Source organism: Pseudomonas entomophila, assembly GCF_013523165.1.
GTDB classification, from domain to species: domain Bacteria; phylum Pseudomonadota; class Gammaproteobacteria; order Pseudomonadales; family Pseudomonadaceae; genus Aquipseudomonas; species Aquipseudomonas entomophila_A.
The window spans coordinates 1-25,302 of the sequence record NZ_JAAMQI010000010.1 but is presented as its reverse complement, the minus strand read 5'-3'; the positions used below and the strand labels follow the sequence as shown (position 1 = coordinate 25,302).

Sequence of the window (25,302 nt, the reverse complement as noted above, 5' to 3'; positions counted from 1 at the left end):
TTGATCCCCGATCTCACTGCGGCACCTCGATGTCCCTGAACTTCGACCTCAACGATCTCCAAGCCTTTCGCGCCGTCGTCGAAAACGGCAGCTTTCGCAAGGCCGCCGAGGCCATTCGCATCACCCAGCCTGCGCTCAGCCGACGCATCGAGAAGCTCGAGACCGCGTTGAACGTGAAGCTGTTCGAGCGCACCACGCGCCGGGTCAGCCTGACCACGGTTGGCCGGGCTTTCCTGCCCCAGGCCGAACGCGTACTGGATGAAGTCGACCTGGCGCTGATGACCATCGGCAACAAGCGCTCGTCGCGCATCGGCAGCGTCACCATCGCTTGTGTGCCGTCGACGGCCTACTATTTCATGCCGACGGTGGTCAGCGCATTCCACCAGGCGTACCCGAACATCGTCGTGAAGCTTCTGGACGCCAGCGCCAACGACGTGAACACGGCCGTGGCGTGCGGTGAGGCCGACTTCGGTGTCAGCTTCAGCGGCAACCTGGCCCCTGAGGTGGACTTCGAGCTGCTCTTGCAGGAACGCTACGTGATCGCCTGCCGCAAGGACCACGTGCTGGCCGCGCGTGAGCAGGTCAGTTGGGCGGAGATGTTCACCCATGCGCACATCGGGCTGGATGAGACATCGGGCAACCGGCTCTTGATGGACCAGGCGCTGGTGAACGTACAGCCAGCGCGACCCAGCATCTGCCTCACCCGGCACGTCACCACCATGCTCGGCCTGGTCGAGGCGGGCCTGGGCATCGCGCCGGTGCCTTCCATCGCGATGCCCGTCGGCGAGCATCCGTTATTGAAAAGCGTGCCACTGATCGAGCCGGAAGTGTTCCGCAATGTCGGCCTGATCCAGCGTCGAGGCCGCACGTTGACCCCTGCCGCGCTCGACCTGGTCGAACGCATCCGGGAAGTGCGACGCCACTCAGTGGGCGACTGAATCCAGACCGGTGGCGCGCACGGACGCCTGGGCTTGGGGTGAGGCCAGGTAGCGCAGCAAGGCTGCGGCCTGGGTCGGGTGCTCGGCGTTCACTGGAATGCCGGCGGCGAACCGTGTCACCGACTGCACGTTCTCCGGGATCTTACCGACGAACGTCACACCGGGCACCGGCAGCAGCTCGGCGACCTGCTGAAAGCCCAGCTCGTACTCGCCCTGGGCCACGCGCGAAGCGACCGGCGTTTTCTCGACCATCGTGCTTTTGCCGCGCATCGACGGCTCGATGCCCAGTTTCTTGAACAACTGATCCTGGATGTACACACCGCTGGCGCTGTCGGAGTACGCCACCGACGAGGCCTTGAGCAGCACGGTTTTGAGCTGGGCATCGGTCTCGATCCTTGGCGTCGGCGCGCCCGCCTTCACCACCATGCCGATGCGCGAATCGGCGAGCTCGACCCGCGAGGCAGGGTCGACCTTGCCTTGCTTGATCAACTCGTCGAGGGCATAGCCGACCATGATCACCACGTCCGCGTGCTCGCCACGTGCCAACCGATTGGGGATGGCTTCGGGAGCCTTGCCCATCGAAGGGCCCAGCACGGTGGTCAAGGTGTCGCCCTGTTCGGCAGCGTAGCCTGGGCTCAACGCCTTGTAGGCGGCGGTGAAGCCGCCGGAGGTCATCACGGTCAAATGCTCGGCGTGTGCCGTGCCGCTGAGGGCGACCAGGCTGGCGAGCGCCAGTGTCTTGCAGGACAAGGTGGACAATTTCATGGGAAGGTTCGACTCACTCGGCACGCACAGGGGCCCGGCGCGGGCGCGCCGGGGTAGGGTCGTCGGTCACGCGGCGACAGGCGGGCGCAAAGCGATCCGACGATACAGGACCAGGGTGGCGCACAGCGCGCAGGCCGCCGCGAAGGTCACCCAATAGGCAGGCGCGGCCTTGTCACCGGTGGTGTGGATCAGCCACGTGGACATGGCCGGGGTGAAGCCGCCGAACAGCGCAGTCGCCAGGCTGTAGGCGAGCGAGAACCCGGCGACCCTGACTTCGACCGGCATGATCTCGGTCAGCGCCGGGATCATCGCGCCGTTGTAGAGCGCATACAGGCACGAGAACCACAGCAGCACTTCGAGCATGTGGCCGAAACTCGGCGCCTGGGCCAGGAACGACAGGGCCGGATACGCAGTGAAGACCGTCAGCACCGTCATGGCGACCAGCATGGGCTTGCGGCCGAAGCGATCGCTGAGCATGCCCCCGATCGGCAGCCAGATGAAGTTGGACACCCCGACCAGCAGCGTGACCAGCAAGGCATCGGTGGTGCTGAGGTTCAGTACGGTCTTGCCGAAGGTCGGCGCATACACGGTGATCAGGTAGAAGGCACTGGTGGTCATGGCCACCATGAGCATGCCGGCCAGCACCGTGCGCCAGTTCTGCGCCAGGGTGCCGACCACTTCGCGCATGCTCGGGCGATGGGCGCGCTTGGCGAATTCCTCGGTCTCCTCCAGGTTGCGGCGCAGCAGGAAGATGAACGGAATGATCATGCAGCCCACGGCAAACGGAATGCGCCAGCCCCACTCGGCGACCTGCGCAGGGGCCATCCCCTGGTTCAAGGCGTACCCCAGTGCAGCCGCGACGATGATCGCCACCTGCTGGCTACCGGACTGCCAGCTGGTGTAGAACCCCTTGCGCCCGGGCGTGGCCATCTCGGCCAGGTAGACGGAAACGCCGCCCAGCTCCGCACCGGCGGAAAACCCTTGCAGCAGCCGACCCAGCAGCACGAGCGCAGGCGCCCCCAGGCCGATGCTCGCGTAGCCGGGCACCAGCACGATGAGCAGAGTGCCGCTGGCCATGATCGACAGGGTGACGATCAGCCCTTTGCGACGACCGACATCGTCGATGTAGGCGCCCAGGACGATGGCCCCGAGCGGGCGCATGAGAAAGCCTGCACCGAACACCGCGAAGGTCATCATCAACGAGGCGAACTCGCTGGACGCGGGGAAGAAGGCCGAGGCGATTTGCGTGGCATAGAAGCCGAACAGGAAGAAGTCGAACTGTTCGAGGAAGTTGCCCGAGGTGACTCGGAACACCGCTGCGGCGCGAGAGCGCCCAGAGGCCGCGGCAGGAGCGGACGGGGATGACATGGCTGTTTCTCCAGCGATTTTATTGATTGCTTGTTCGCTTGCGAATGGCCAGTGTGCTTGACACATCTTGAAACGATAAGTGAATTGTTTTCATGTATTGATGCACATGGGTTATCAATGCGTCGTTCGAATCGCGATTGCCAGCACGTGCTTCCAACGCGATTTCATTTTGGATCAGTCGCTTAGGCTCGCTACCCGAATCTGCGTTGATGCGTGAAATGCCATGAATCCTTGCGATCCGCTGACCGACAGCGTGGCGCGGCCGTGCCCTTCGCCAGTCGAAAGGGCGAGCACGCATTGGCGCCCTGAAACTGATAGACTGCGCGGCGTTATTACCTAAGAGGATTGTTTCATGGCCACTAACCGCTCCCGTCGTCTTCGCAAGAAACTGTGCGTGGACGAGTTCCAGGAATTGGGCTTCGAGCTGAACCTGGACTTCAAGGAAGATCTGGATGATCAGGCGATCGATGCATTCCTCGATGCGTTCCTGACCGACGCCATGGATGCCAATGGCCTGGACTACGTCGGCGGCGACGATTTCGGTCTGGTATGCCTGGCCGAGCGTGGCTCGGTCACCGAAGCGCAGCGCGCTGCCGTCGAAGCCTGGCTCAAGGGCCGTCCGGAGCTGACCAAGATCGAAGTCAGCCCGTTGCTGGACGCCTGGTACCCGGACAAGCCGATCAACTCGGCTTCCTGAGACCGCACCGACGAGGGCCAGCATCTGCTGGCCCTTTTCCGTTGAGGTGCCCGGCCATTGCGCGCTGTTGAAACGATGGCCGGTCCTTTGTCATGCTTTTACGCCGAACGTGACGCAGGGCACGCAGGCTTGGGGCATAATGCGCACGTTTCGTGTTCAGGGCCATCATCTATACAGCCCTTGTGTTCCACCCTTCGCGCGCAGGGTCACTTCATCATGCTCACATCGTTTCGCCCGCTGCTGCTCGCCGGCCTGCTTCTGCCACTGGCACTCCCTCTCCAGGCCGCTCCGGTCAACACCACGCTCTCGCCCAAGGTTCAACAGGCGCTCAAGGCCAACAAACTGCAGGACGCGGCCCTGTCGCTGGTGACCATCCCGCTCGATGGGCCCGGCACTTCCACCGTGTTCAACGCCGACGTGTCGGTCAATCCCGCATCGACCATGAAACTGGTGACCACCTACGCCGCGCTCGAGCTGCTGGGTCCGACCTTCCAGTGGAAGACCGAATTCTTCACCGACGGCACGCTCAACAACGGCGTGCTCAATGGCAACCTCTACCTCAAAGGCGGCGGCGACCCCAAGCTGAACATGGAGAAGCTCTGGCTGCTGATGCGTGACCTGCGCGCCAATGGCGTGCGGACCATCACCGGCGACCTGGTGCTCGACCGCAGCCACTTCGTGCAGCCCAATCTGCCTCAGTTCAATGACGATGGCGGTGACCTGAACAAGCCCTTCCTGGTCAAGCCCGACGCGCTGATGGTCAACCTCAAGGCGTTGCGGTTCGTCGCGCGCAACGACGGCGGCACCGTCTCGGTCTCGGTCGAGCCGCCGATCGCCAAGGTCCGGGTCGACAATCAGGTCAAGGCCGTGGCCTCGCGCCAGTGCACGGGCGATGTGCGTTACAGCCCGGTCACCGAGCCCGATGGCGTCACCGTGACGATCACCGGCCAGCTCGGCGAGGGCTGCAACTCGCAGACCTACCTGTCGTTGCTCGACCACCCGACCTACACCGCAGGCGCGGTCCGGGCGATCTGGAACGAGCTCGGTGGCGTCATCCAGGGGCGTGACCGGGTGGAGAACGTGCCCAAGAGCGCACGCCTGCTGGCCCGGGCCTTCTCCCCGGACCTGGTCGAGGTGATCCGTGACATCAACAAATACAGCAACAACACCATGGCCCAGCAGCTGTTCCTGAGCATCGGCGCCCAGTTCCGCACCGATGCCGACGGCGACGACGCTCGCGCTGCACAACGGGTGATCCGCCAGTGGCTGGCCCGTAAAGGCATCACCTCGCCACACCTGGTGATGGAGAACGGTTCGGGGCTGTCGCGGGCCGAGCGGGTCAGTACCCGCGAGATGGCGGCCCTGCTGCAGGCCGCCTGGAAAAGCCCCTACGCCGCCGAGTTCATGAGTTCGATGCCGCTGGTAGGCATGGACGGCACCATGCGCAAACGCCTGAAGCGCACCGCCATGATGGGCGAAGGCCACATCAAGACGGGTACGCTCAACACGGTACGGGCGATCGCCGGTTTCAGCCGGGATGACAACGGCACGACCTGGGCGGTCGCCGCGATCCTGAACGATCCCAAGCCCTGGGGCGCTGGCGCGATCCTGGACCAGGTGCTGCTGGACCTGCGGCGTCAGCCGTAGGCCGATCCGAACGCAACCGGCGTCACGCCCGGGCGCGTGACGCCGGGGTGCCTGGCCTTGGTAGCGCGCCTGCCCCTTCGGTGTCGGTGAAGTCTGGCCTGACACATGGCATGACTGATGCTACGGGCCCAAAAGACCAGGCCTTTCAACGTCTTTGGAAAAAGCCTCAAGATAGGGTCACGGGTGCATCCACACGTTCACCAGGCTATTACAGGCAAGCGCAGTCCACCCTGTGGGAGCGGGCTTGCCCGCGATAGCGTCCGACCCATCACCGCCTGCATCGCGGGCAAGCCCGCTGCCACAGGGGGACGAACCACGCTGCCAGAGCAGCGAGGTGGTCCACATCGTGTTGGCAAAGACGTTGAAAGGTCTGGCCCAAAGGGCCCGCAGGCGCAGTCAAAACGGGCATGCGCTCGCTGCGACCACACCCTGAACCAAAGCGCCGGCCTTGCACCAGCGCCCTGCCCGCCTCAGCGCAGTGTCAGGCGCCAGGCCCGGTGAATCTTGCCGTTGCGGGCGAAGTCCGGGTCCAGGGTCTGACCACTGATTTCCTCGACGACATAGCGCTCGGCCAGGTTGGCATCCAGCTCGAAGCGACGGAAGTTGTTGGAGAAGTACAACACACCCTCCGGCGCCAACCGCGCCATGGCCAGGTCGAGCAGCTCGACATGGTCACGCTGGATGTCGAACACCCCTTCCATGCGCTTGGAGTTGGAGAAGGTCGGCGGGTCGATGAAGATCAGGTCGAAGGTGTCCCGCGCATTCTGCAACCAGGCCATCACGTCGCCCTGTTCGAGCCGATGCTTGTCGGAGAAGCCATTGAGCGAGAGATTGCGGCGCGCCCAGTCCAGGTAGGTCTTGGACAGGTCGACGCTGGTGGTGGTGCGCGCACCGCCCTTGGCCGCATGGGCGGTGGCCGTCGCGGTGTAGCAGAACAGGTTGAGGAAGCGCTTGCCAGCCGCCTCGCGCTGGATCCGCATGCGCATGGGCCGGTGATCGAGGAACAACCCGGTGTCGAGGTAGTCGGTCAGGTTGACCAGCAGCTTGACGCCACCTTCGGCGACTTCCAGGAACTGGCCCTGGGTAGCCTGGCGCTCGTACTGGCGCGTGCCGCTCTGGCGCTCGCGACGCTTGAGCACCACACGCTCCTGGGACACGCCCAATGCCCGCGGAATCGCGGCCAGTACATCCAGCAGGCGGGCTTGCGCCTTCTCCGGGTCGATCGAACGGGGCGCGGCGTATTCCTGCACGTGCACCCAGTCCTTGTAGAGATCGACCGCCACGGCGTACTCCGGCATGTCGGCATCGTACAGGCGGTAGCATTCGATCTGCTCGCGACGCGCCCACTTGCCCAGTTGCTTGAGGTTCTTCTGCAAGCGATTGGCGAACATCTGCGCGCCCTCGCTCAGACGGGCCGCTTCGGCAGCGGCAGCCGGCGCACGCTGGCCAGGTTCGGACTCGGTCTCGGCTGAACGGCGCTCGCCGGTGACGAACTGATCCGGCTGGACCTTGATCAGCAGCAGCTTGCACGGCAAGGCGCCGTTCCAGAACGCGTATTGCTTGTGGCTGCGCAGGCCCATGCGCTTGCCCAGCTCGGGCGCCCCGGTGAAGACCGCTGCCTCCCAGCCCATGCACGCCTGACGCAGCCGTTCGCCCAGGTTCTGGTAGAGGTAGAGCAGGCTGGCTTCATCGCCCAGACGCTCGCCGTATGGCGGGTTGCTGATGACCAGGCCCTTCTGGTTCTGGTCGGGCCGCGGCTCGAACGTGCCGACCTCGCCCTGGTAGATCTTGATCCAGTCACCCAGCCCGGCGCGCTCGACGTTGTTGCGCCCTGGCTGGATCAACCGTGGGTCGGCCTCGTAGCCGCGGATCCACAGCGGCGGCTTGGCCAGGCCGGCGGCAGCACGGGCTACCGCCTCGTCATGCACCTTGCGCCACAGGGCCGGCACATGGCCGAGCCAGGCGCTGAACCCCCAGCGCTCACGCTTGAGGTTGGGCGCGATGTCGGCAGCGATCATGGCACCTTCGACCAAGAAGGTACCGACACCGCACATCGGGTCGGTCAGGGCGCCACCGGCAGCGGCGATGCGCGGCCAGCCGGCACGAATCAATACCGCTGCCGCAAGGTTTTCCTTCAACGGCGCTGCGCCTTGCTGCAGGCGGTAGCCACGCTGGTGCAGGCTGTGCCCGGACAGGTCCAGCGAAAGGATCGCTTCGCCACGGTCGAGCCGCAGGTGCACGCGCACGTCCGGGTTGAGCTTGTCGATCGACGGTCGCAACCCATCACGGTTGCGCAGGCGGTCGACGATGGCGTCCTTGACCTTGAGCGCACCGAAGTGGGTGTTGTCGATGCCCGAGCCATGGCCGCTGAACTCGACGGCCAGGGAGCCATCGGCCGCGAGGTGGTCCTGCCAGTCCACGCCCTGCACGCCGTGATACAGGTCTTCGGCGTTGTTCATGGAGAAGCGCTCGAGGACCAGCAGCACGCGGTTGGCCAGGCGCGACCACAGGCAGAGCCGATAAGCCGTTTCCATGTCGGCCGAGCCACGGATGGCGGAGGTGTGCTCGCGCACCTCCAGCAGCCCCAATGTGCGCGCTTCTTCGGCGAGCAGGCCTTCCAGGCCCTTGGGGCAGGTGAGATAAAGTTCGTGACGGTCCGACATGAGTAGTCCAATGCCTTTGCTGGCGGTTGCGGAGGGCCAGACGCGCACGTCTGGCCCCTGTTTACCCGAAGGCGTTCGAACGACCCTCGGGACAAGCGGCTTGTCCTGCAAGCCCAGAGCGAGCGCCCAAACTCATGGCACAAGGCCATTTGAGTGCGGGGCACGCTCGAAAATTCGGTTCAAGGCGTTTCAGCCGTGACCCTTCGTCGTGTTTCCGGTAGCCGGGCCAGTGTGCCATGGATCACCCTCTTGCAGTGCGCCACGTAGCGCAAAGCCCTGCTGTTACTGGGTTTTCCCTGGATAAAGATGCGAAGCATTTCCCGGCTTATCCCCTCATATCATCAAAGATGACGTACTTATGACAAATCGATCATTCCCAGCGCCGTGAGCATTGGTTAGAACTGACGCCAGTCGCCTCAGGACGAGACGGCGCCCCTGGCTCGCGACGCCGGCAGCGAGCGCATTACCGGCAGACCCAGTCTGCCCGGCCTCCAGGAGGCCGACGGGACATACAGTCAACAAGTGAGGGAAGTACCCTATGAGAAGACTTAAGCGTGATCCGTTGGAAAGAGCATATTCACGTGGCTACCAGTACGGGGTCACCGGCAAATCCCGCGAACTTTGCCCGTTCAGTCTGGCTCCAGTGCGTCAGGCCTGGATCAACGGCTGGCGCGAAGGGCGCGGCGACAACTGGGACGGTTTGACCGGCACTGCAGGTATCCATCGACTCAACGAGAATCATGCCGTTGGCTGAATGAGGTTTTGACTCCACTCACATGACGCGCTCATTGGCGCGACGGGCTGACGCCCAAGGGGCCCCTTGCAGGGGCCCTTTTTCATGGGCGCCGATCAGCGGCGCAGCGCAGCGATCGCGTCGACCGATTCACGAATCAGCGACGGGCCCTTGTAGATGAAGCCCGAATAGATCTGCACCAGGCTGGCACCGGCAGCGATCTTTTCGGCCGCGTGGCGCCCTTCGGTAATGCCACCGGCAGCGATGATCGGCATCCGCCCGGCCAGCTCGCCAGCCAGCACCTTGACCGTGTGCGTGCTCTTGTGCAACACCGGCGCGCCTGACAGACCGCCCGCCTCGCCTGCGAACGGCAAACCTTCGACGCCCTCGCGGCCCAGGGTGGTATTGGTGGCGATGACCGCATCCATGCCCGACTCGAGCAAGGCCGCGGCAACCAGGGCGGTCTCCTCGTCGGTCATGTCCGGCGCGATCTTGATGGCCAGCGGTACGCGCCGGCCGTAGTTCGACGTCAATTGCTCACGACGCGTCGCCAAGGCCTCGAGCAGCTGCTTGAGCGAGTCGCCGAACTGCAGGGTACGCAGGCCCGGCGTGTTGGGCGAGCTGACGTTGACGGTGATGTAGCTGGCATCGGCATACACCTTGCTCAGGCCGATCAGGTAGTCATCGACCGCACGTTCGACCGGCGTGTCGGCGTTCTTGCCGATGTTGATCCCCAACACCCCGGTGTAGCGGGCCGCGCGCACGCGGGCCAGCAGATGATCGACCCCCAGGTTATTGAAACCCATGCGGTTGATGATAGCCGTGGCCTCGGGCAGGCGGAACAGACGCGGCTTGGGGTTGCCCGGCTGCGGCCGTGGCGTGACGGTGCCGATCTCGACGAAGCCGAAGCCCAGCTGACCGAACCCGTCGATGGCCGCGCCGTTCTTGTCCAGCCCTGCTGCCAGCCCTACCGGATTGGGAAAGTCCAGGCCCATCACCGTGACCGGCCAGGACGAAGGCTGCTTGCACAGCTTGCCATTGAGTCCCAGGCGGCCACCGGCACCGATGAGGTCCAGCGACAGGTCGTGGGAGGTTTCCGGGGAAAGCGTGAACAGCAGCTGGCGGGCCAGGTTATACATGGGCAGGCAAGACTCGACGTGAGTGAGGAGGCGATTATAGCCAGCCCCTGGCGCGGGCGACAGGGTATCTGTGCGCTCGACCGTCATCTTGCAGGTTTTGCGACGATGAACACGCCTCGACACGCGCAGGCTGTTCGACGAGATCCTCAGGGTCGAGGACGACGAAAGGGGTGACGCAGAAACGGAAAAACCCGGCCGAAGCCGGGTTTTTCGTCAAGCATCAGACCAATTACTTGGCTTGAGCTTCGACCTGAGCTTCAACGCGACGGTTGACAGCACGGCCTTCTTCGGTAGCGTTGTCAGCGACCGGACGGCTTTCGCCGTAGCCAACCGAATCAACACGGCTGGACTCTACACCGTACTGCTGGGTCAGCACTTGCTTGACAGCATTGGCACGACGCTCGGACAGCTTCTGGTTGTAGGCGTCTGGACCGACGGAGTCAGTGTGACCTTCAACGGTGGTGGTGGTCTGTGGGTACTGCTTCATGAAGTCAGCCAGGTTCTTGATGTCGCCATAGCTGTTTGGCTTCACGACCGACTTGTCGAAGTCGAACTTGACGTCCAGCTCGACACGAACGACTTCAGCAACAGCTGGGCAGCCGTCGGCGTCAACGGTGACGTTGGCCGGGGTGTCCGGGCACTTGTCGACGTTGTCGCACACGCCGTCGTTGTCGCTGTCGGTGCAGACGTCAGCAACAGGTGCTGGAGCGACTGGAGCCGATTCTGCGGTTTTCGGGCTGCCACCGAAGTTCAGGCCGACGCCGACGCTTGGTGCCCACTCGGTGTCACCCTGGTCGATGTTGTACTGAGCTTCAACGCCGGCACGGGCGTAGAACATGTCAGTGATGTACCACTTGGCACCAGCGCCCAGGTTGGCGAAGGTGGAGTGGTCGCGGCCGCCGCGGAAGCTCTGGCCGACGGACTGGTGAGAGAAACCAGCCGACACGTACGGACGGATGGCGTCGTACGGGTTGTTGAAGTGGTAAACGGCGTCCAGGGCAGTGTTGGAGCCCTTGATGTTCTTGCCGTCGTCGCCACGGGCGTTGTGGACTTCGTCGTAGCCCAGACGCAGTTCAACGTCGTCGGTCAGGAAGTAGCCGACCGAGCCACCGAACAGGTTGCCGTCGTTCTTGAAGTCGCGCTGGCTGTCGAAGAATTCTTTCTTGTAGAAGATTTCAGTTTCGACAGCGCCTTGGCCTTGTGCCATAGCGCCAATCGAGGTGGCGGCTACGAGCGAACCAATGGCCAAGCCCAAGGTGTTTTTCAGTTTCATCCGTTAAATCCCCATCTGGTGATAGTTAAGCCCCCCTACCCTGCAGCAGTAGGACGGCTTGGCGGCCAGTCTAGCAGACTCGCCGGTGCGTTAGAGAACCCTACACGCGACTAAGTTTCAGCCCCACCCGCAAATTTTTCCCTTAATTTGTCGAGTGCGCGCTTGTACCGCATCTTCGTCGCGCTCAAGCCCATGTGCATGATATCTGCGATTTCTTGAAATTCCAGTTCTGCAACGAAGCGCAACACCAAGATTTCCCTGTCGATCGGGTTGACATGAACCAACCAGCGGTCCAGCCCGCCCTTTTCCTCGGCCTTCGGTGCCTTGTCCTCGGACGCCTCTTCGAGAGGATCCAAGCTCAAGGCATCCATCAACCGGCGCTTGCGGCGCTCCTTTCGGTACTGGGTGATGCATTCGTTGTAGGTGATGCTGTAGAGCCAGGTCTTGAATTTCGATTTCCCCTCGAAATTCTTCAGGCCATACAGCACTTTCAGCATCACTTCCTGACAGACATCGTCGGCGTCCCGGTCGTTCCCGAGATAACGCGCGCAGACGTTGAACAGGGTGCGCTGGTAGCGCCGCATGAGTTCTTCATAGGCGCGCGTCACGTGAAACAGCTCCTCATGCGAACGCGCCACCAGCTCCTCGTCGGAGAGTGCGTGGGGGTCATAGCGCATGGGCAGCGGATGAGCTTTATTCAACACGAATCTGGCCGACAGTCAGGACAATGTCGCCGCGTGGCCCAGGGGCCCGTTTTCGCGGCGGCATACAGTAACAGCTTTTCGACGGTCAGCGGCGACTGACGTGTCGCTCGAGCAGCTCGCGGTTGGAGACCGAGACCAGCTCGCCCTCGTCGGTCAGCAGCGTGGTCTTGACCGTGCCGATCTCTTCGATCTGCCCTTCGACCTCGCCAATCCGCACCTCTTGTCCCACCTGGAACAGTTCGCGCACGTAGATCCCGGCCATGATCTGCCCGGCGATCTCACGGCTGCCCAGGCCCATGGCCAAGGCAACGGCCAGACCAACGGTAATCAAACCGATGACGATGACGTGGTTGAGCAGGTCGGTCTTGACCTCCAGCTGGCTGATCGCCACCGAGATGCTGATGAGGATCACCAGCCCTTGGGCGATGCGCCCCACCCCGGCGGCGTACTCCAGCCCGATGCCTTCGGCTGCGCCGCGCGTCAGGCCGTTGACCAGTTGGGCGAGCAGGACGCCAGCCAGCAGCACGATGGCGGCGCCGAAGACTTTTGGCAGGTACAACGCCAGCATGTCCAGGGTCGAGGACACCCGCTCCAGGCCCAGCGACTCGGCGGCCGAGACCAGGAAGATGAGCAGCACGAACCAGTAGACGATCTTGCCGATCAGGGTCGAGATCGGTACCTGGATGCCGACCCGGCCGAGCATCTTGGTCAGGCCGGTGCCGCTCATCAGGCGGTCCAGGCCGAGCTTGGCCAGCAGCTTGGACAACAGGGTGTCGAGCAGCTTGGCGACGACGAAGCCCAGCAGCACCACGACCAGGGCGCCGAACAGGTTGGGGATGAAGTTAGCCACCTTGGTCCAGAGGGCGGTCATGGCAGTGACCAGGCTCTGGGTCCACAGATCGAGTTCCATATTCAGTCGGCCTTATCAGCGTTGCCAGCGGCAGGGGTACGACGCACCGGCGCGACATGCGCCGAGCCGTTGTTGACGGCGATCATCAGGCCCTGGACGCAGCGGCCCAGCAACGAGAACAGATCGCCCGCACCGACCTGGCGGTTGGCGGTTTTGAGAACGCGACCCAGGCAGGCGGCGTCGTCTCGGTCCTTGCCGGACGGCGACGCCTTGAGCAGGTCGCGCAGGGATTCTTCAAACGGATCGTGCATGGGCACCTCGCGCAATGTGAGTCAAAGACGAGGCTGCCGGGGCATCGGTCACACCTGCCAGGTGGCTAAATGTGTCGAGCGAGGCGGCCATGCCCCCTTGGCAGGCCGTCAGGCGGAGCGCGCCGGTCATGGTTCGGTCCAGCGCAGCTTGCGAAACAGCCACCATTGCCCGACGGCCAGGGCAAGCACCAGCAGGCTGGCATAGAGGAACCCGTGCGGGTTGTCCGCCCCTGGAATGCCGCCGACGTTGATGCCCAGCAGCCCCGTGAGAAAGCTCATGGGCAGGAAGATGCAGGTGATGATGCCGAAGCGGTACATGGTCATGTTCATGCGCTCGCCACGCCGACGGTCCTCGCTCTCCAGCAGCAACGCGGCCCGCTCGCGGGTCAGCTCCAGCTCCTCGAGGTGGCGGATCAGGCTGTTGCTCAGCTCGTTCCAGTAGTCCAGGTCGCTGTCGGCGAACCAGCTCCACTTGTGCCGGGCCAGCTGCGCATAGATGTCACGCTGCGGCGCCAGGAAACGCCGCAGCGCGGCCGCCCGACGGCGAATCTGCTGCAGGCTGCCGTGGGCCGGCGTGTAGCGTTCGTCGGCATCGACCCGCTCTTCCTCGTCGTCGACCCGCTCGCTGAGGTCGGCGACCAGCGCCTGGACCTTGTCGGTCAACAGCTCGCCCATCACCAGCAGCAGCTCGGAGGCGTTCCTGGGCCCGCGCCCTTCGGCCAGTTGCTGCAGCAGCTCGTCGCTGGCGCGCAAGGGGCGCAGGCGCAGCGAAATGACACGGCGCGCGTCGGCGAAGATGCGCACCGACACCATGTCTTCAGGTTCGGCGCCCGGGTTCAGGTTGACCCCGCGCAGGAACAGCAGCAGCGCCTCGCGGGCCTGCGGCAACAAGCGCGGACGGGTGTTCTCTTCCAGCAGCAGTTCGGTGGCGAACTCGCTCACGCCGCTGTCGCGCAGCAGCCATTCACGGGTCTGCGGATGACCGCGGTCCCAGTGCAGCCAGAGGCTTTCTTCAGGCTGCAGGTGCAGCCCATCCAGGTCAGTGCGGGCGATCGAACGCGCGCCGCCCTGGCCATCGAGCACCAGGGCATGCACCAGGCCCCACTGGGCGTTTTCTTCCTCGAACATTCCTGCTCCAACGACGCCCGTGGCACGTCACTCCGGCATGTGCAACGGGCTGGGGGATACGATCACGCCGTTATTGTCGGCGTACAGATAGTGACCGGGGTGAAAGGTCACGCCCGCGAACGTGACCGGCACACCGAGGTCGCCCAGGCCGCGCTTTTCGGTGGCGAGCGGATGGCTGGCCAGCGCCTGCACACCGACGTCGGTCTGCGCCAGCGCATCCACGTCGCGCACGCAGCCGTAGATCAACAGGCCTGCCCAACCATTGCTGGCGGCCTTGGCGGCGAGCATGTCGCCCAGCAGCGCGCGCCGCAGCGAGCCACCGCCATCGACCACCAGCACCCTGCCCTCGCCCGGCTGCTCGACCTGCTCGCGAACCTTGGAGTTGTCTTCGAAGCACTTGAGGGTGACGATCGGCCCGCCAAAGGAATCACGGCCTCCGAAGTTGCTGAACATCGGTTCCAGCACCTGGACCAGGTCCGGGTAGGCATCGCACAGGTCAGGCGTCAGGTAATGCTGCATGGCACACTCCTTTGATTCGCGGGCTGTCGAAGGGCTTTGCCACGCAGGTGGGCGTGGGCCTGAGCGATCATCCTTCAGGCTCGCCACCGGGTCAAATCGATGTTCAGCCCGTCACCGCCTCGCCCGCTGGTGCCATCGCTTCGGGCAAGAGCGTGTCAGGCCGTTCGAGCCACTGGCGTACCAGCGGCCAGACCTGCGCCTGGGCCTGCTTGCTCACCAGCATCTCGACATGCCCCAGCGCAGCGAAGCCGGGCTCCTGCCCCAGGCACAGGAAGCGCTTGCGCGGGCTGCCCACCTGCTCGAACAACGCCTGGCAGGCCCAGGCAGGGTCCTGGGCGTCGGTGCGGCTGGTCACCGCCAGCATGGGCACCTCGACCTGGGCCAGGCCTGCCCACCAATCATGCTGGCCTTCGCCGAAGCGACCGAACAGCCCATGCCAGCGCATCACCTCGATGACCAGGCCGACCGGCTCGTCTTCCGGGCCGCGTTTCAGGCGTGGCCCCGAGACTTGTGCGCAGCGCTTGAGCACACGCCGGGCGAACCATTCCACCAGCGGCACCTTCAAGGCCCACGAAAAGTGGCTGACCTGGGTACCGAACAGGGCGACGCTGGCCACCTGGCTCGCCGCCAGGTGCCCGCCGCCCAAGGCAGCGGCCAAGGTGATGCCGCCCAGGGAGTGACCCACCCAGTGCGGCGTTTGCCCGGACTGTTCCTGGACGAACGCGGCAATCGCCGGCAGGTCTTCGCGGGCATAGTCGGCCACGCGGTTGTCGCGCCAGCGACGATTGCGCGGCGATAGCCCATGGCCGCGCATCTCGGGAATCCAGACATCGAACCCGGCACGCACCAGGAACGCGCCCAGGCCGATGCCCTTGGGAGAGAACCAGAAACGCCGATTGGAGAAGCTGCCATGCAGCAGGATCACCGGCACGCCACTCGCCTGCGTTTCGCTGGCCAGGCCCAGGCGGGTCACGGCCAGTTCGACCGACGGGTCCGCCCCGGTGCCGGCCTTGATGCGGTAGACGTCTTCGCTGAGGTCGCCGCGTCGCTCGGCACTGAGCAACGCCACGGGAAACAGGGTACTGCTGCTTTGCATAAGGTACTTGTACGAAAAAGGGCAAGGCTCATCGCTGAGCCTCGCCCTGAAAGATCCACACACGGGCGTGCCAGGCACGCCCGCGCCTCATCACATCAAGCGGCGCCCTGGTTTTCTGCCAGGAAGAACCAGGTCTCGAGCACCGAGTCCGGGTTCAGCGACACGCTTTCGATGCCTTGCTCCATCAGCCACTTGGCCAGGTCCGGATGGTCCGAAGGCCCCTGGCCGCAGATGCCGATGTACTTGCCCGCCTTGTTGCAGGCAGCGATGGCATTGGCCAGCAGCTTCTTCACCGCCGGGTTACGCTCGTCGAACAGGTGCGCAATGATACCCGAATCACGGTCCAGGCCCAGGGTCAGCTGGGTCAGGTCGTTGGAGCCGATGGAGAAGCCGTCGAAGTACTCCAGGAACTCCTCGGCCAGCAGGGCGTTGGACGGCAGCTCGCACATCATGATCACGCGCAGGCCGTTGTCGCCACGGGCCAGGCCGTTTTCGGCGAGCAGGTCGACGACCTGGCTGGCCTCGCCCAAGGTACGCACGAACGGCACCATGATCTCGACGTTGGTCAGGCCCATCTCGTTGCGCACGCGCTTGAGCGCCCGGCACTCGAGCTCGAAGCAGTCACGGAACGCCTCGCTGATGTAGCGCGAAGCACCGCGGAAGCCCAGCATGGGGTTTTCTTCTTCCGGCTCGTACAGCTTGCCGCCGATCAGGTTGGCGTACTCGTTGGACTTGAAGTCCGACAGGCGCACGATGACCTTTTTCGGGTAGAAGGCCGCTGCCAGGGTGCTGATGCCCTCGACCAGCTTCTCGACATAGAAGCCCACCGGGTCATCGTAGCCGGCGATGCGCTTGTCGACGCTGTCCTTGAGTTCCGGCGGCAGGCCGGCGTAGTTCAGCAGGGCCTTGGGGTGCACGCCGATCATGCGGTTGATGATGAACTCCAGGCGCGCCAGGCCGACCCCGGCGTTGGGCAGCTGGGCGAAGTCGAAGGCGCGGTCGGGGTTGCCGACGTTCATCATGATCTTGAACGGCAGCTCGGGCATGGCATCGACCGAGTTCTGCTTGATGTCAAAGCCCAGTTCGCCCTCGAAGATGTAGCCGGTATCGCCCTCGGCGCAGGACACGGTCACGCCCTGGCCATCCTCGAGCAGCTGGGTGGCGTTGCCGCAGCCCACCACCGCCGGGATGCCCAGCTCACGAGCGATGATCGCCGCGTGGCAGGTGCGCCCGCCGCGGTTGGTGACGATGGCGCTGGCGCGCTTCATCACCGGCTCCCAGTCCGGGTCGGTCATGTCCGAGACCAGCACGTCGCCAGGCTGGACCTTGTCCATCTCCGACACGTCCTTGATCACCCGCACCTTGCCGGCGCCGATGCGCTGGCCGATGGCCCGGCCTTCGACCAGCACGGTGCCTTTTTCCTTGAGCAGGTAGCGTTCCATGACGTTGCCGCTGGAGCGGCTCTTCACCGTCTCGGGGCGCGCCTGGACGATGTACAGCTGGCCGTCGTCGCCGTCCTTGGCCCACTCGATGTCCATCGGCCGCTGGTAGTGCTGCTCGATGATCATGGCCTGCTTGGCCAGCTCGGCGACTTCGGCGTCGCTCAGGCAGAAGCGCGCGCGCTCGGTGCGGTCGACGTCGACGGTCTTGACCGAGCGGCCGGCCTTGGCTTCGTCGCCGTAGATCATCTTGATGGCCTTGCTGCCCAGGTTGCGGCGCAGGATCGCCGGGCGCCCGGCCTGCAGGGTGGCCTTGTGCACGTAGAATTCGTCCGGGTTCACCGCGCCTTGGACCACGGTCTCGCCCAGGCCGTAGGCGCCGGTGATGAACACCACGTCGCGAAAGCCCGACTCGGTGTCGAGGGTGAACATCACGCCGGCCGTGCCGGTCTCGGAGCGGACCATGCGCTGCACGCCGGCGGACAGGGCCACCAGCTTGTGGTCGAAGCCCTGGTGCACGCGGTAGGCGATGGCACGGTCGTTGAACAGCGAGGCGAAGACTTCCTTGGCGGCGCGGATCACGTTGTCGACGCCACGGATGTTGAGGAAGGTCTCCTGCTGGCCGGCGAAGGAGGCGTCCGGCAGGTCTTCGGCGGTGGCCGAGGAGCGCACGGCGACGGCCATGGTGTCGTTGCCGGCGGCCATCTCGGCGAAGGCGCGGCGTATCTCGGCGTCCAGGCGCGGGGGGAACTCGGCGTCCATGACCCACTGGCGGATCTGCGCGCCGGTCTGGGTCAGGGCTGCGATGTCGTCGACGTCCAGGGCGTCCAGGGCGGCGTGGATGCGGTCGTTCAGGCCGCTCTGCTCGAGAAAGTCGCGGTAGGCCTGAGCCGTAGTGGCGAAGCCGCCTGGCACCGAGACACCGGCCCCGGCGAGGTTGCTGATCATCTCGCCCAGGGAGGCGTTCTTGCCCCCTACGTGCTCCACATCATGGACGCCGAGCTTATCGAGGGAAACTACGTACTCTACCAAGGTGATCTCTCCACTGATTGTTTTGGAAAAGCGGGAAGTGCTCGCTCCTCGAGGAATGAGGCGTCGAGCGTGTGTAGTCCTGACCTGGAAAATAAGTGAAACTGTCGACCGCTGCATACGACAAAACGAACTTATCATATCCCACGCGCGCCATCAGCCAAGGTCCAGGGTGCCCATGAAGCGAACCGCATTCTTTATTTCCGACGGCACCGGCATCACCGCCGAGACCCTGGGTCAGAGCCTGCTGGCCCAATTCGATACCATTCCCTTCAACAAATTTACCCGCCCGTACATCGATACCCTCGACAAGGCACGGGCCATGGTCCAGCAGATCAATGCCGCTGCCGAGCGCGACGGGGTCAGGCCGATCATCTTCGACACCATCGTCAACCAGGACATCCGCGAAGTCCTGGCCACGTCCAATGGCTTCATGATCGACATCTTCTCGACCTTCCTCGCGCCCCTGGAGCAGGAACTGACCGCGCATTCGTCGTACTCGGTGGGAAAGTCGCACTCCATCGGCGGCAACTCCAACTACATGGAGCGCATCGAAGCGGTGAACTTCGCCCTGGACAACGACGACGGCGCCCGCACCCACTACTACGACAAGGCGGACCTGATTCTGGTGGGTGTGTCCCGATGTGGCAAGACCCCGACCTGCCTGTACATGGCCATGCAGTTCGGCATCCGTGCGGCCAACTACCCGCTGACCGAGGACGACATGGAGCGGCTGCAGTTGCCGGCGGTACTGAAAAAGTACCAGCACAAGCTGTTCGGCCTGACCATCGACCCCGACCGGTTGACTGCCATTCGCCACGAGCGCAAGCCCAATAGCCGGTACTCGAGCTTCGCGCAATGCGAGTTCGAGGTGCGGGAGGTGGAGAGTTTGTTCCGGCGGGAAAACATCGCCCACATCAACTCGACGCATTTCTCGGTCGAGGAGATTTCGGCGAAGATCCTGGTGGAGAAAGGGGTGGAGCGGCGGTTCAAGTGAGGGTGGTTACAGATAAGGTTTGTTAAAAGCCCTGGGGCCGCGTTGCGGCCCATCGCGGCACGGGGGGCGCACACATGGGACCGTAGCGCTGAATTAAAACATCGCGCGATCCACCTGTAGGAGCGGCCCCCGTGCCGCGATGGGCCGCAACGCGGCCCCAAGCTTTACCCGCTTCAACGTGAAAGAAGGCCTGCACACGGCGGCACAGGCCCTTTCCTTCAATGTCCTCCCGCTTACTGCCCCTGCCCGCTCAACGCCAAGTCCACCAGCTCACGGTTGGCCACCGCATACATGGCGTAGTCGTTGCCACTGGCGTTGCGCAGGTCTTCGAGCATGGCCTTCCAGCGCTCGACCATCGGCCGGTGCTGTTCGCACCAGAGCGCCACACGCTCGTCCATGTTCTGCGGGGCATCGGCCATCTGCAGCACGGAGATGGTGATCGCGCGCTGCTGCAGGTCGATGTCGTCGCGGAACGCTTCACGGGCCAGGGCCTGCCAGTTGTTTTCCACCGGCAGGTTGCCGATTTCCTGCAGGTACCAGGTCAGGTCCAGCGAGCTGGCCACGGCGAAGAAGGCCTGGGCCACCTGGGCCGGATCGTGCCCGGTGACGTCGGAGGCTTCGATGATCGGCAACAGCGCGTACAGGTGCGTGGTACCGGCCACCATGCGCGCCAGCAGCTCTGGCACACCAGCCTTGACGAAGCTCTGGTAGCGCACCTGCCAGCGTTCGCGGGTCGGGCCCTCGAGCAGCTCGTCGAGCTTGAGGCCCAGGCGCGCGATGATCGGCCCGAAGTGCGCCACGTCACGGCCGGCATCCTGTTCGCCACGGCGGTTGCGCAGGAACCAGCGCGTGGCCCGACGGCCCAGGCGCATCAGCTCGTCCATCAGGGTCAGCTGGATCTCGGCCGGCACCTGGTAGTCCAGCGCCTCGATCTGGCGGAACCAGTGTGGCAGGTGGAACACGTCGCGCACCGTCACGTAGGCCCCGGCGACATTGGCCGGGCTGGCGCCAGTGGACTCCTTCAGCCGCTGGACGAAGGTGATGCCCATGTTGTTGACCAGGTCGTTGGCGATCTGGGTGCTGACGATCTCGCGCTTGAGCCGGTGACGGCGCATCGCGGCGGCGAACGTGTGCACCAGCGATGGCGGGAACGCGGTTTCCATGTCGCGCGTCAGGTAGTCGTCATCCGGGACCTGGGACTTGAGCAGCTGCTCCTTGAGGTCGATCTTGCTGTAGGAGATCAGCACCGACAGCTCGGCACGGGTCAGCCCCTGGCCAGCGGCCAGGCGTTCGGCCAGCTGCTCTTCGGTGGGCAGGAACTCGATCGCGCGATCGAGCTTGCCACGCGCCTCGAGGTCGGCCATCAGCCGCTTGTACTCGGCGATGCGCTCCCGAGCCCGGCGTGCGGCGAGCGACAGCGCCTGGGTCTGCTTGTAGTTGTTGCCCAGCACCAGCGTGCCGACTTCCTCGGTCATGCTGCCCAGCAGCTGGTTGCGCTGCTTCTCGGTCATGTCGCCGGCCTGCAGCACTTCGTTGAGCAGGATCTTGATGTTGACTTCGTGGTCGGAGCAATCCACGCCACCGGCGTTGTCGATGAAGTCGGTGTTGGTGGCGCCGCCGTGAAGGCCGAACTCGACCCGGCCGAGCTGGGTCATGCCCAGGTTGCCGCCTTCGCCCACCACCTTGCAGCGCAGCTCGTTGCCGTCGACGCGCAGCGCGTCGTTGGCCTTGTCGCCGACATCAGCGTGACTCTCGCGGCTGGACTTGACGTAGGTGCCGATGCCGCCGTTCCAGAGCAGGTCCACCGGCGCCTTGAGCAAGGCGTGCAGCAGCTCGGTCGGGGTCAGTCGGTCGGCTTCGATGGCGAAGCGTTCCTTCATCTGTGCAGTGATGCCGATGCTCTTGGCGCTGCGCGGGAAGATCCCGCCACCCTCGGAGATCAGGCTGCTGTCGTAGTCGGTCCAGGCCGAACGCGGCAGGTCGAACAGGCGCTGGCGCTCGGCGAAGCTGCGCGCCGGATCCGGGTTCGGGTCGATGAAGATGTGCAGGTGGTTGAAGGCCGCCACCAGCTTGAGCTTGTCGGACATCAGCAGACCGTTGCCGAACACGTCACCGGCCATGTCGCCGATGCCGATCACGGTGACCGGGTCTTCCTGGACGTTGATGCCGCGCTCGCGGAAGTGCCGCTGCACGCCGACCCAGGCGCCACGGGCGGTGATGCCCATCTTCTTGTGGTCGTACCCCGCCGAGCCACCCGAGGCGAAGGCATCGCCCAGCCAGAAGCCATAGTCGATGGCGATGCCGTTGGCGATGTCGGAGAACGTCGCGGTGCCCTTGTCCGCCGCCACCACCAGGTAGGGGTCGTCATCGTCGTGACGCACCACGTTGGCCGGTGGGACCACCTCGCCTTCGCGCAGGTTGTCGGTGATGTCCAGCAGGCCCGAGATGAAGATCCGGTAGCAGGCGATGCCTTCGGCCTGGATGTCGTCGCGGCTGCCGCCCAGGGGCAGGCGTCGCGGCAGGAAGCCGCCCTTGGCGCCCACCGGCACGATGACCGAGTTCTTCACCTGCTGGGCCTTGACCAGGCCGAGCACTTCGGTGCGGAAGTCTTCTTCGCGGTCGGACCAGCGCAGGCCGCCACGGGCCACGTTGCCAAAGCGCAGGTGCACCCCCTCGACCCGCGGCGAGTAGACGAAGATTTCGAACTTCGGCACCGGCTTGGGCAGATCTGGAATGGCGCGCGGGTTGAACTTGAAGCTGAAGTAGCTCTTGGGCTGGCCGTTGGCGTCAGGCTGGTAGAAGTTGGTGCGCAGCGTGGCCTTGATCAGGTCCAGGTAGCGGCGCAGGATGCGGTCCTCGTTGAGCACCTGGACGTCGTCCAGAGCGGTGACGATGGCCTGCTCCAGACGCTGCTGCTTGTCGTCCAGGTCGTCCTGGGTCAGCTTGCGCGCCAGGTAGAAGCGGGTCTTGAACAACCGGGTCAACTCGCGGGCGATGTCGGTGTGGTTGTTCAGGGTGCTGGCGATGTACCCCAGGTCGAAGCCCAGGCGGATCTGCTTGAGGTAGCGGGCGTAGGCTCGCAGCAGCGCCACGTCGCGCCACGGCAGGCCGGCGGTCAGCACCAGGCGGTTGAAGGCATCGTTCTCGGCGTTGCCGTTGACGATGTGGATGAATGCATCCTGCAGCGTGTCGTTGAGCTGCTGGATGTCCAGGTTCAAGCCTTCGCTGTAGGTGAAGGCGAAGTCGTGGATCCAGTACTCGCGGCCATTGGCGTGGCGCAGGCGGTAGGGGAACTCGCCCAGCACGCGCAAGCCGAGGTTCTCCAGGATCGGCAGGACGTCCGACAGCGCCAGGGGCGTGTCGGCGTGGTACAGCTTGCAGTGCAGCTGGCGCTCGCCGACCTGGGTCAGTGGCTGGTAGAAGCTCATGGCCAGCGGCTTGTCATCGGACAACGCCACCACGTGCTGCAGATCGACCACCGCCGAGTGCGGGGCGAAACGCTCGCGGTACCCGGCCGGGAAGCCTTTCGGGAAGCTGGCCAGCACGTTGGTGCCCTTGCCCTCGCCGAAGCTTTCGACCACCAGCGCCGAGTAGTCGTCGTTCCACGACCGGCAGGCCTGGACCACTTCGTGCTCCAGTTGCTGCGGGTCGATCTCGATGCGGTTCTTCGGGTCGACGCGCAGGATCAACTGCACGCGTGCCAGAACCGATTCGGAGAAGAACGTCCAGAACTCGCAATCGGTGGCCTGCAACCGGTCCATCAGGACCTGCTGGATCTTCTGGCGCACTTCGGTGGAATAGATCTCGCGCGGCACGTAGGCCAGGCAGTAGCAGAAGCGCCCGTACGGGTCCTTGCGCAGGAACACGCGGATCTTGTTGCGCTCCTGGATCTGCACGATCGACATGACGGTGCTGAACAGCTCGTCGATCGGGGTCTGGAACAGGTCGTCGCGCGGCAGCACCTCGAGCACCTGGGTCAGTTCCTTGCCCAGGTGCGCCTTGGGGTCGAACTGCGAACGGCGCTCGACTTCGGCGACCTTGCTGCGGATGTACGGGATGGTGTGCACGCTCTCGGCATAGACCGAGGAGGTGTACAGGCCCATGAAGCGGCATTCCTTGACGACCTTGCCGTCGGCGTCGATCTCGCGGATCGACACGTAGTCCGGGTAGCCCGGACGGTGCACACGGCTGGGCTGCGACGCCTTGGCGAAGGACAGCAGGCGCGGTTCGCGCAGGTAACTGACCGCATAGTCCTCGATGCGCAGGTCTTCGGCGCTCAGGCCGGTGCGCAGCAGGCGGGGCAGGCCCAGGAAGGAGTTCGAGTCGTAGGCCAGGTGGCCACCGCCGGCATCGCCCTCGACCACGAACTCTTCGTAACCCAGGAAGGTGAAGTGGTTGTCCAGCAGCCAGGACAGGAAGCCCTGCACATCGGTCTTCTCGGCTTCGGCAGGGGTGAAGGCGCTCTGCTCGACCAGTGCCTGCAGGTCGCGGACCTTGGCCTTCATCGGCTCGAAGTCTTCGACCACGATGCGCACTTCGGCCAGGACCTTCTCGATCTCGCGGGCCAGCACGCTCAGGTCGGCGGCATTGGCGCAGCGGTCGATCTCCAGGTACATCAGCGATTCGTGGGTCACGCCCTCGCCCTGGCTGGACTTGGGCAGCAGCTCGAGCAGTTCGCCCGCTGCGCCGCGGCGTACGCTCAGCACGGTGGTCTGCAGGGTATGGATGCTGTAGCCGCGACGGTTCAGTTCGGTCCGCACGGAGTCGACGAGAAACGGCAGGTCGTCATGCAGCACTTCGACCACGGTGTGGGTCGATTGCCAGCCGTGGCGCTCGTAATCGGGGTTGTAGACGCGTACTTGAGGCTGCCGGGGGTCGAATCGCTCGATGATTCGCCAGGCCGACAAGGTCGAGCCGATCAGGTCGGACAGCCTGCGCTGGGTCAGCTCTTCGAGGGGGATGATGCCGAAGAACTGCTCGGCGAACAGGGTCACTTGAGGCAGGGCCTGTTCGCTGATGTGCTGCGCCAGGGCCGCTTGCAGTTGTCGCTGGAAGTCGGCCTTGCTGGCTGCGGTGAAGAACGCCATCTGTTTACTCCGCTTGTGCTTTTTGGTGTAGGAAGCGTCGCGTTGCCGCCTGGCCTGGCCCGACCGAAATCCGGCGCCGGCCTGCTGGCGGTGGAACTCAGGCGTGAGACGGTGCTCGGCGCCCATCCGTTCCCGAGGATGGCCATCTGCAAAAGCGACTGCCCAGGGCTGTGCCTTTACGGGTGACCATCGACCATGCAGCTTAACGACTGACCGGTCACTGCGGCTTGCAGAGCTGCGACATATTCGGTCATCGCTCGGCAGGCGCAGGTGCAGGTCGGGGCAAAAGGCTGGCAGAATCGCGCCTCGACTCAATGGAAGCTGACTGCATGCAACTCAACGCCGCCCTGCTGATCGCCACCCCGTGCGATGAAGAAGAAGAGAACATGGCCACCCTGTGCTGCTCGTGCACCGGTGGGCAGCTGTTCCTGATGACGCGCTACCCGGACGAGGACACGCTCGACCTGACCTTGGGCGAGGATTTCTCCACCCTCGATGCGCTGACGGTGACGCTGGGCCGCGAGCGGCTGCTGATCGAGGTCGCCGAGGGGGACCGGGATGCGCTCAATGGGCAGACCCGCCTGGAGATTCTGCACAGCACCGAGGGCGAGGACTGGCAGGAGGTGGCGCTCACGTTGCGGACGATTCTGGAAGGGATCGGGACGTTGGTGGTAGAGGACTGAAGGCGCGGGGGTGAGTGACGGAGCCAGGCTGCGTCGCGTGACGGGCATTGCCCGGATTCAACGGCCAATGGGCTGGTTTTGCGGGCCCGCCGGGCCCGATCGCGGCACGGGGGTGAACTGGCTTAATGATTTTGGACACCTTCTTCGGACGCTATAATGGCGTCCAATTGGAGGCAAAATCAGTGCGCAATTCTTATTCGAAAGAACACAAAGTTCAAGCTGCTGAAATGGTGCTG

Annotated in this window: 19 protein-coding genes; 6 read left to right on the top strand and 13 right to left on the bottom strand. The window is 64.4% G+C overall.

Features of this window, described 5'->3' with window-relative positions; all coding sequences use genetic code 11:
• The first annotated feature begins 29 nt into the window (after positions 1-29).
• A complete protein-coding gene (locus G7Z99_RS10225; RefSeq protein ID WP_181093587.1) occupies positions 30-938 on the top strand; it encodes a LysR family transcriptional regulator in 909 nt (302 codons plus the stop codon).
• Here the strand turns inward: G7Z99_RS10225 and G7Z99_RS10220 are convergent.
• Positions 924-1,703: a substrate-binding domain-containing protein gene (locus G7Z99_RS10220; RefSeq protein WP_181093586.1), complete on the bottom strand. Its 780-nt coding sequence runs from the start codon at positions 1,701-1,703 to the stop codon at positions 924-926. The two genes, G7Z99_RS10225 and G7Z99_RS10220, sit on opposite strands and share 15 nt — an antisense overlap.
• Positions 1,704-1,769: 66 nt before the next feature.
• Complete coding sequence (locus G7Z99_RS10215) at positions 1,770-3,071, bottom strand: MFS transporter (RefSeq protein WP_181093585.1); 1,302 nt, start codon at positions 3,069-3,071, stop codon at positions 1,770-1,772.
• Positions 3,072-3,423: 352 nt separating this feature from the next.
• Here G7Z99_RS10215 and G7Z99_RS10210 point away from each other — a divergent pair, with 352 nt between their 5' ends.
• Both G7Z99_RS10210 and dacB read left to right on the top strand, forming a co-directional pair.
• Complete coding sequence (locus G7Z99_RS10210) at positions 3,424-3,768, top strand: YggL 50S ribosome-binding family protein (RefSeq protein WP_181093584.1); 345 nt, start codon at positions 3,424-3,426, stop codon at positions 3,766-3,768.
• A 216-nt stretch (positions 3,769-3,984) separates the two neighbouring features.
• Positions 3,985-5,415 (top strand): D-alanyl-D-alanine carboxypeptidase/D-alanyl-D-alanine endopeptidase, encoded by a 1,431-nt coding sequence (dacB, locus tag G7Z99_RS10205; protein WP_181093583.1) that lies wholly within the window; start codon positions 3,985-3,987, stop codon positions 5,413-5,415.
• A gap of 470 nt (positions 5,416-5,885) precedes the next feature.
• Here the strand turns inward: dacB and rlmKL are convergent, their stop codons facing one another.
• Positions 5,886-8,078: a bifunctional 23S rRNA (guanine(2069)-N(7))-methyltransferase RlmK/23S rRNA (guanine(2445)-N(2))-methyltransferase RlmL gene (rlmKL, locus tag G7Z99_RS10200; protein WP_181093582.1), complete on the bottom strand. Its 2,193-nt coding sequence runs from the start codon at positions 8,076-8,078 to the stop codon at positions 5,886-5,888.
• Between the two features lie 538 nt (positions 8,079-8,616).
• Between rlmKL and rmf the strand changes: the two genes are divergently transcribed.
• On the top strand, positions 8,617-8,832 hold the full coding sequence (gene rmf, locus G7Z99_RS10195; RefSeq protein WP_085987436.1) for a ribosome modulation factor: 216 nt from the start codon (positions 8,617-8,619) through the stop codon (positions 8,830-8,832).
• A 95-nt stretch (positions 8,833-8,927) separates the two neighbouring features.
• On the opposite strand, the gene G7Z99_RS10190 is transcribed toward rmf, so the two are convergent.
• From G7Z99_RS10190 to ppsA, 9 genes are all read right to left on the bottom strand, one after another.
• The gene (locus G7Z99_RS10190) at positions 8,928-9,950 is read right to left on the bottom strand and encodes a quinone-dependent dihydroorotate dehydrogenase (RefSeq protein ID WP_181093581.1); all 1,023 of its coding nucleotides are present in this window, start codon (positions 9,948-9,950) and stop codon (positions 8,928-8,930) included.
• A 229-nt stretch (positions 9,951-10,179) separates the two neighbouring features.
• Entirely contained in the window at positions 10,180-11,223 is a 1,044-nt protein-coding gene (locus tag G7Z99_RS10185; protein WP_181093580.1) for an OmpA family protein, read from the bottom strand.
• 110 nt (positions 11,224-11,333) lie between these two features.
• The gene (gene sigX / locus G7Z99_RS10180) at positions 11,334-11,924 is read right to left on the bottom strand and encodes an RNA polymerase sigma factor SigX (protein ID WP_181093700.1); all 591 of its coding nucleotides are present in this window, start codon (positions 11,922-11,924) and stop codon (positions 11,334-11,336) included.
• An 88-nt stretch (positions 11,925-12,012) separates the two neighbouring features.
• Positions 12,013-12,837, bottom strand: coding sequence for a mechanosensitive ion channel family protein (locus tag G7Z99_RS10175; protein ID WP_060394270.1), 825 nt, complete (start codon positions 12,835-12,837; stop codon positions 12,013-12,015).
• Between the two features lie 2 nt (positions 12,838-12,839).
• Entirely contained in the window at positions 12,840-13,088 is a 249-nt protein-coding gene (locus G7Z99_RS10170; protein ID WP_181093579.1) for a CrfX protein, read from the bottom strand.
• A gap of 126 nt (positions 13,089-13,214) precedes the next feature.
• Positions 13,215-14,216, bottom strand: coding sequence for a zinc transporter ZntB (locus G7Z99_RS10165; RefSeq protein ID WP_181093578.1), 1,002 nt, complete (start codon positions 14,214-14,216; stop codon positions 13,215-13,217).
• Positions 14,217-14,243: 27 nt separating this feature from the next.
• The gene (gene rraA / locus G7Z99_RS10160; RefSeq protein WP_181093577.1) at positions 14,244-14,735 is read right to left on the bottom strand and encodes a ribonuclease E activity regulator RraA; all 492 of its coding nucleotides are present in this window, start codon (positions 14,733-14,735) and stop codon (positions 14,244-14,246) included.
• 103 nt (positions 14,736-14,838) lie between these two features.
• Complete coding sequence (locus G7Z99_RS10155) at positions 14,839-15,831, bottom strand: alpha/beta fold hydrolase (RefSeq protein ID WP_181093576.1); 993 nt, start codon at positions 15,829-15,831, stop codon at positions 14,839-14,841.
• A 95-nt stretch (positions 15,832-15,926) separates the two neighbouring features.
• Positions 15,927-18,302 carry a phosphoenolpyruvate synthase gene (ppsA, locus tag G7Z99_RS10150; RefSeq protein WP_181093575.1) on the bottom strand — a complete coding sequence of 792 codons (2,376 nt, stop codon included), beginning with the start codon at positions 18,300-18,302 and terminating at the stop codon, positions 15,927-15,929.
• A 175-nt stretch (positions 18,303-18,477) separates the two neighbouring features.
• Here ppsA and ppsR point away from each other — a divergent pair, with 175 nt between their 5' ends.
• Positions 18,478-19,296 carry a posphoenolpyruvate synthetase regulatory kinase/phosphorylase PpsR gene (gene ppsR / locus G7Z99_RS10145; RefSeq protein WP_181093574.1) on the top strand — a complete coding sequence of 273 codons (819 nt, stop codon included), beginning with the start codon at positions 18,478-18,480 and terminating at the stop codon, positions 19,294-19,296.
• Between the two features lie 233 nt (positions 19,297-19,529).
• Here ppsR and G7Z99_RS10140 read toward each other — a convergent pair whose 3' ends face one another.
• Complete coding sequence (locus G7Z99_RS10140; RefSeq protein ID WP_181093573.1) at positions 19,530-24,383, bottom strand: NAD-glutamate dehydrogenase; 4,854 nt, start codon at positions 24,381-24,383, stop codon at positions 19,530-19,532.
• A 329-nt stretch (positions 24,384-24,712) separates the two neighbouring features.
• On the opposite strand from G7Z99_RS10140, the gene G7Z99_RS10135 reads away from it, so the two are divergent.
• Complete coding sequence (locus G7Z99_RS10135) at positions 24,713-25,066, top strand: hypothetical protein (protein ID WP_181093572.1); 354 nt, start codon at positions 24,713-24,715, stop codon at positions 25,064-25,066.
• The last annotated feature ends 236 nt before the right edge of the window (positions 25,067-25,302 follow it).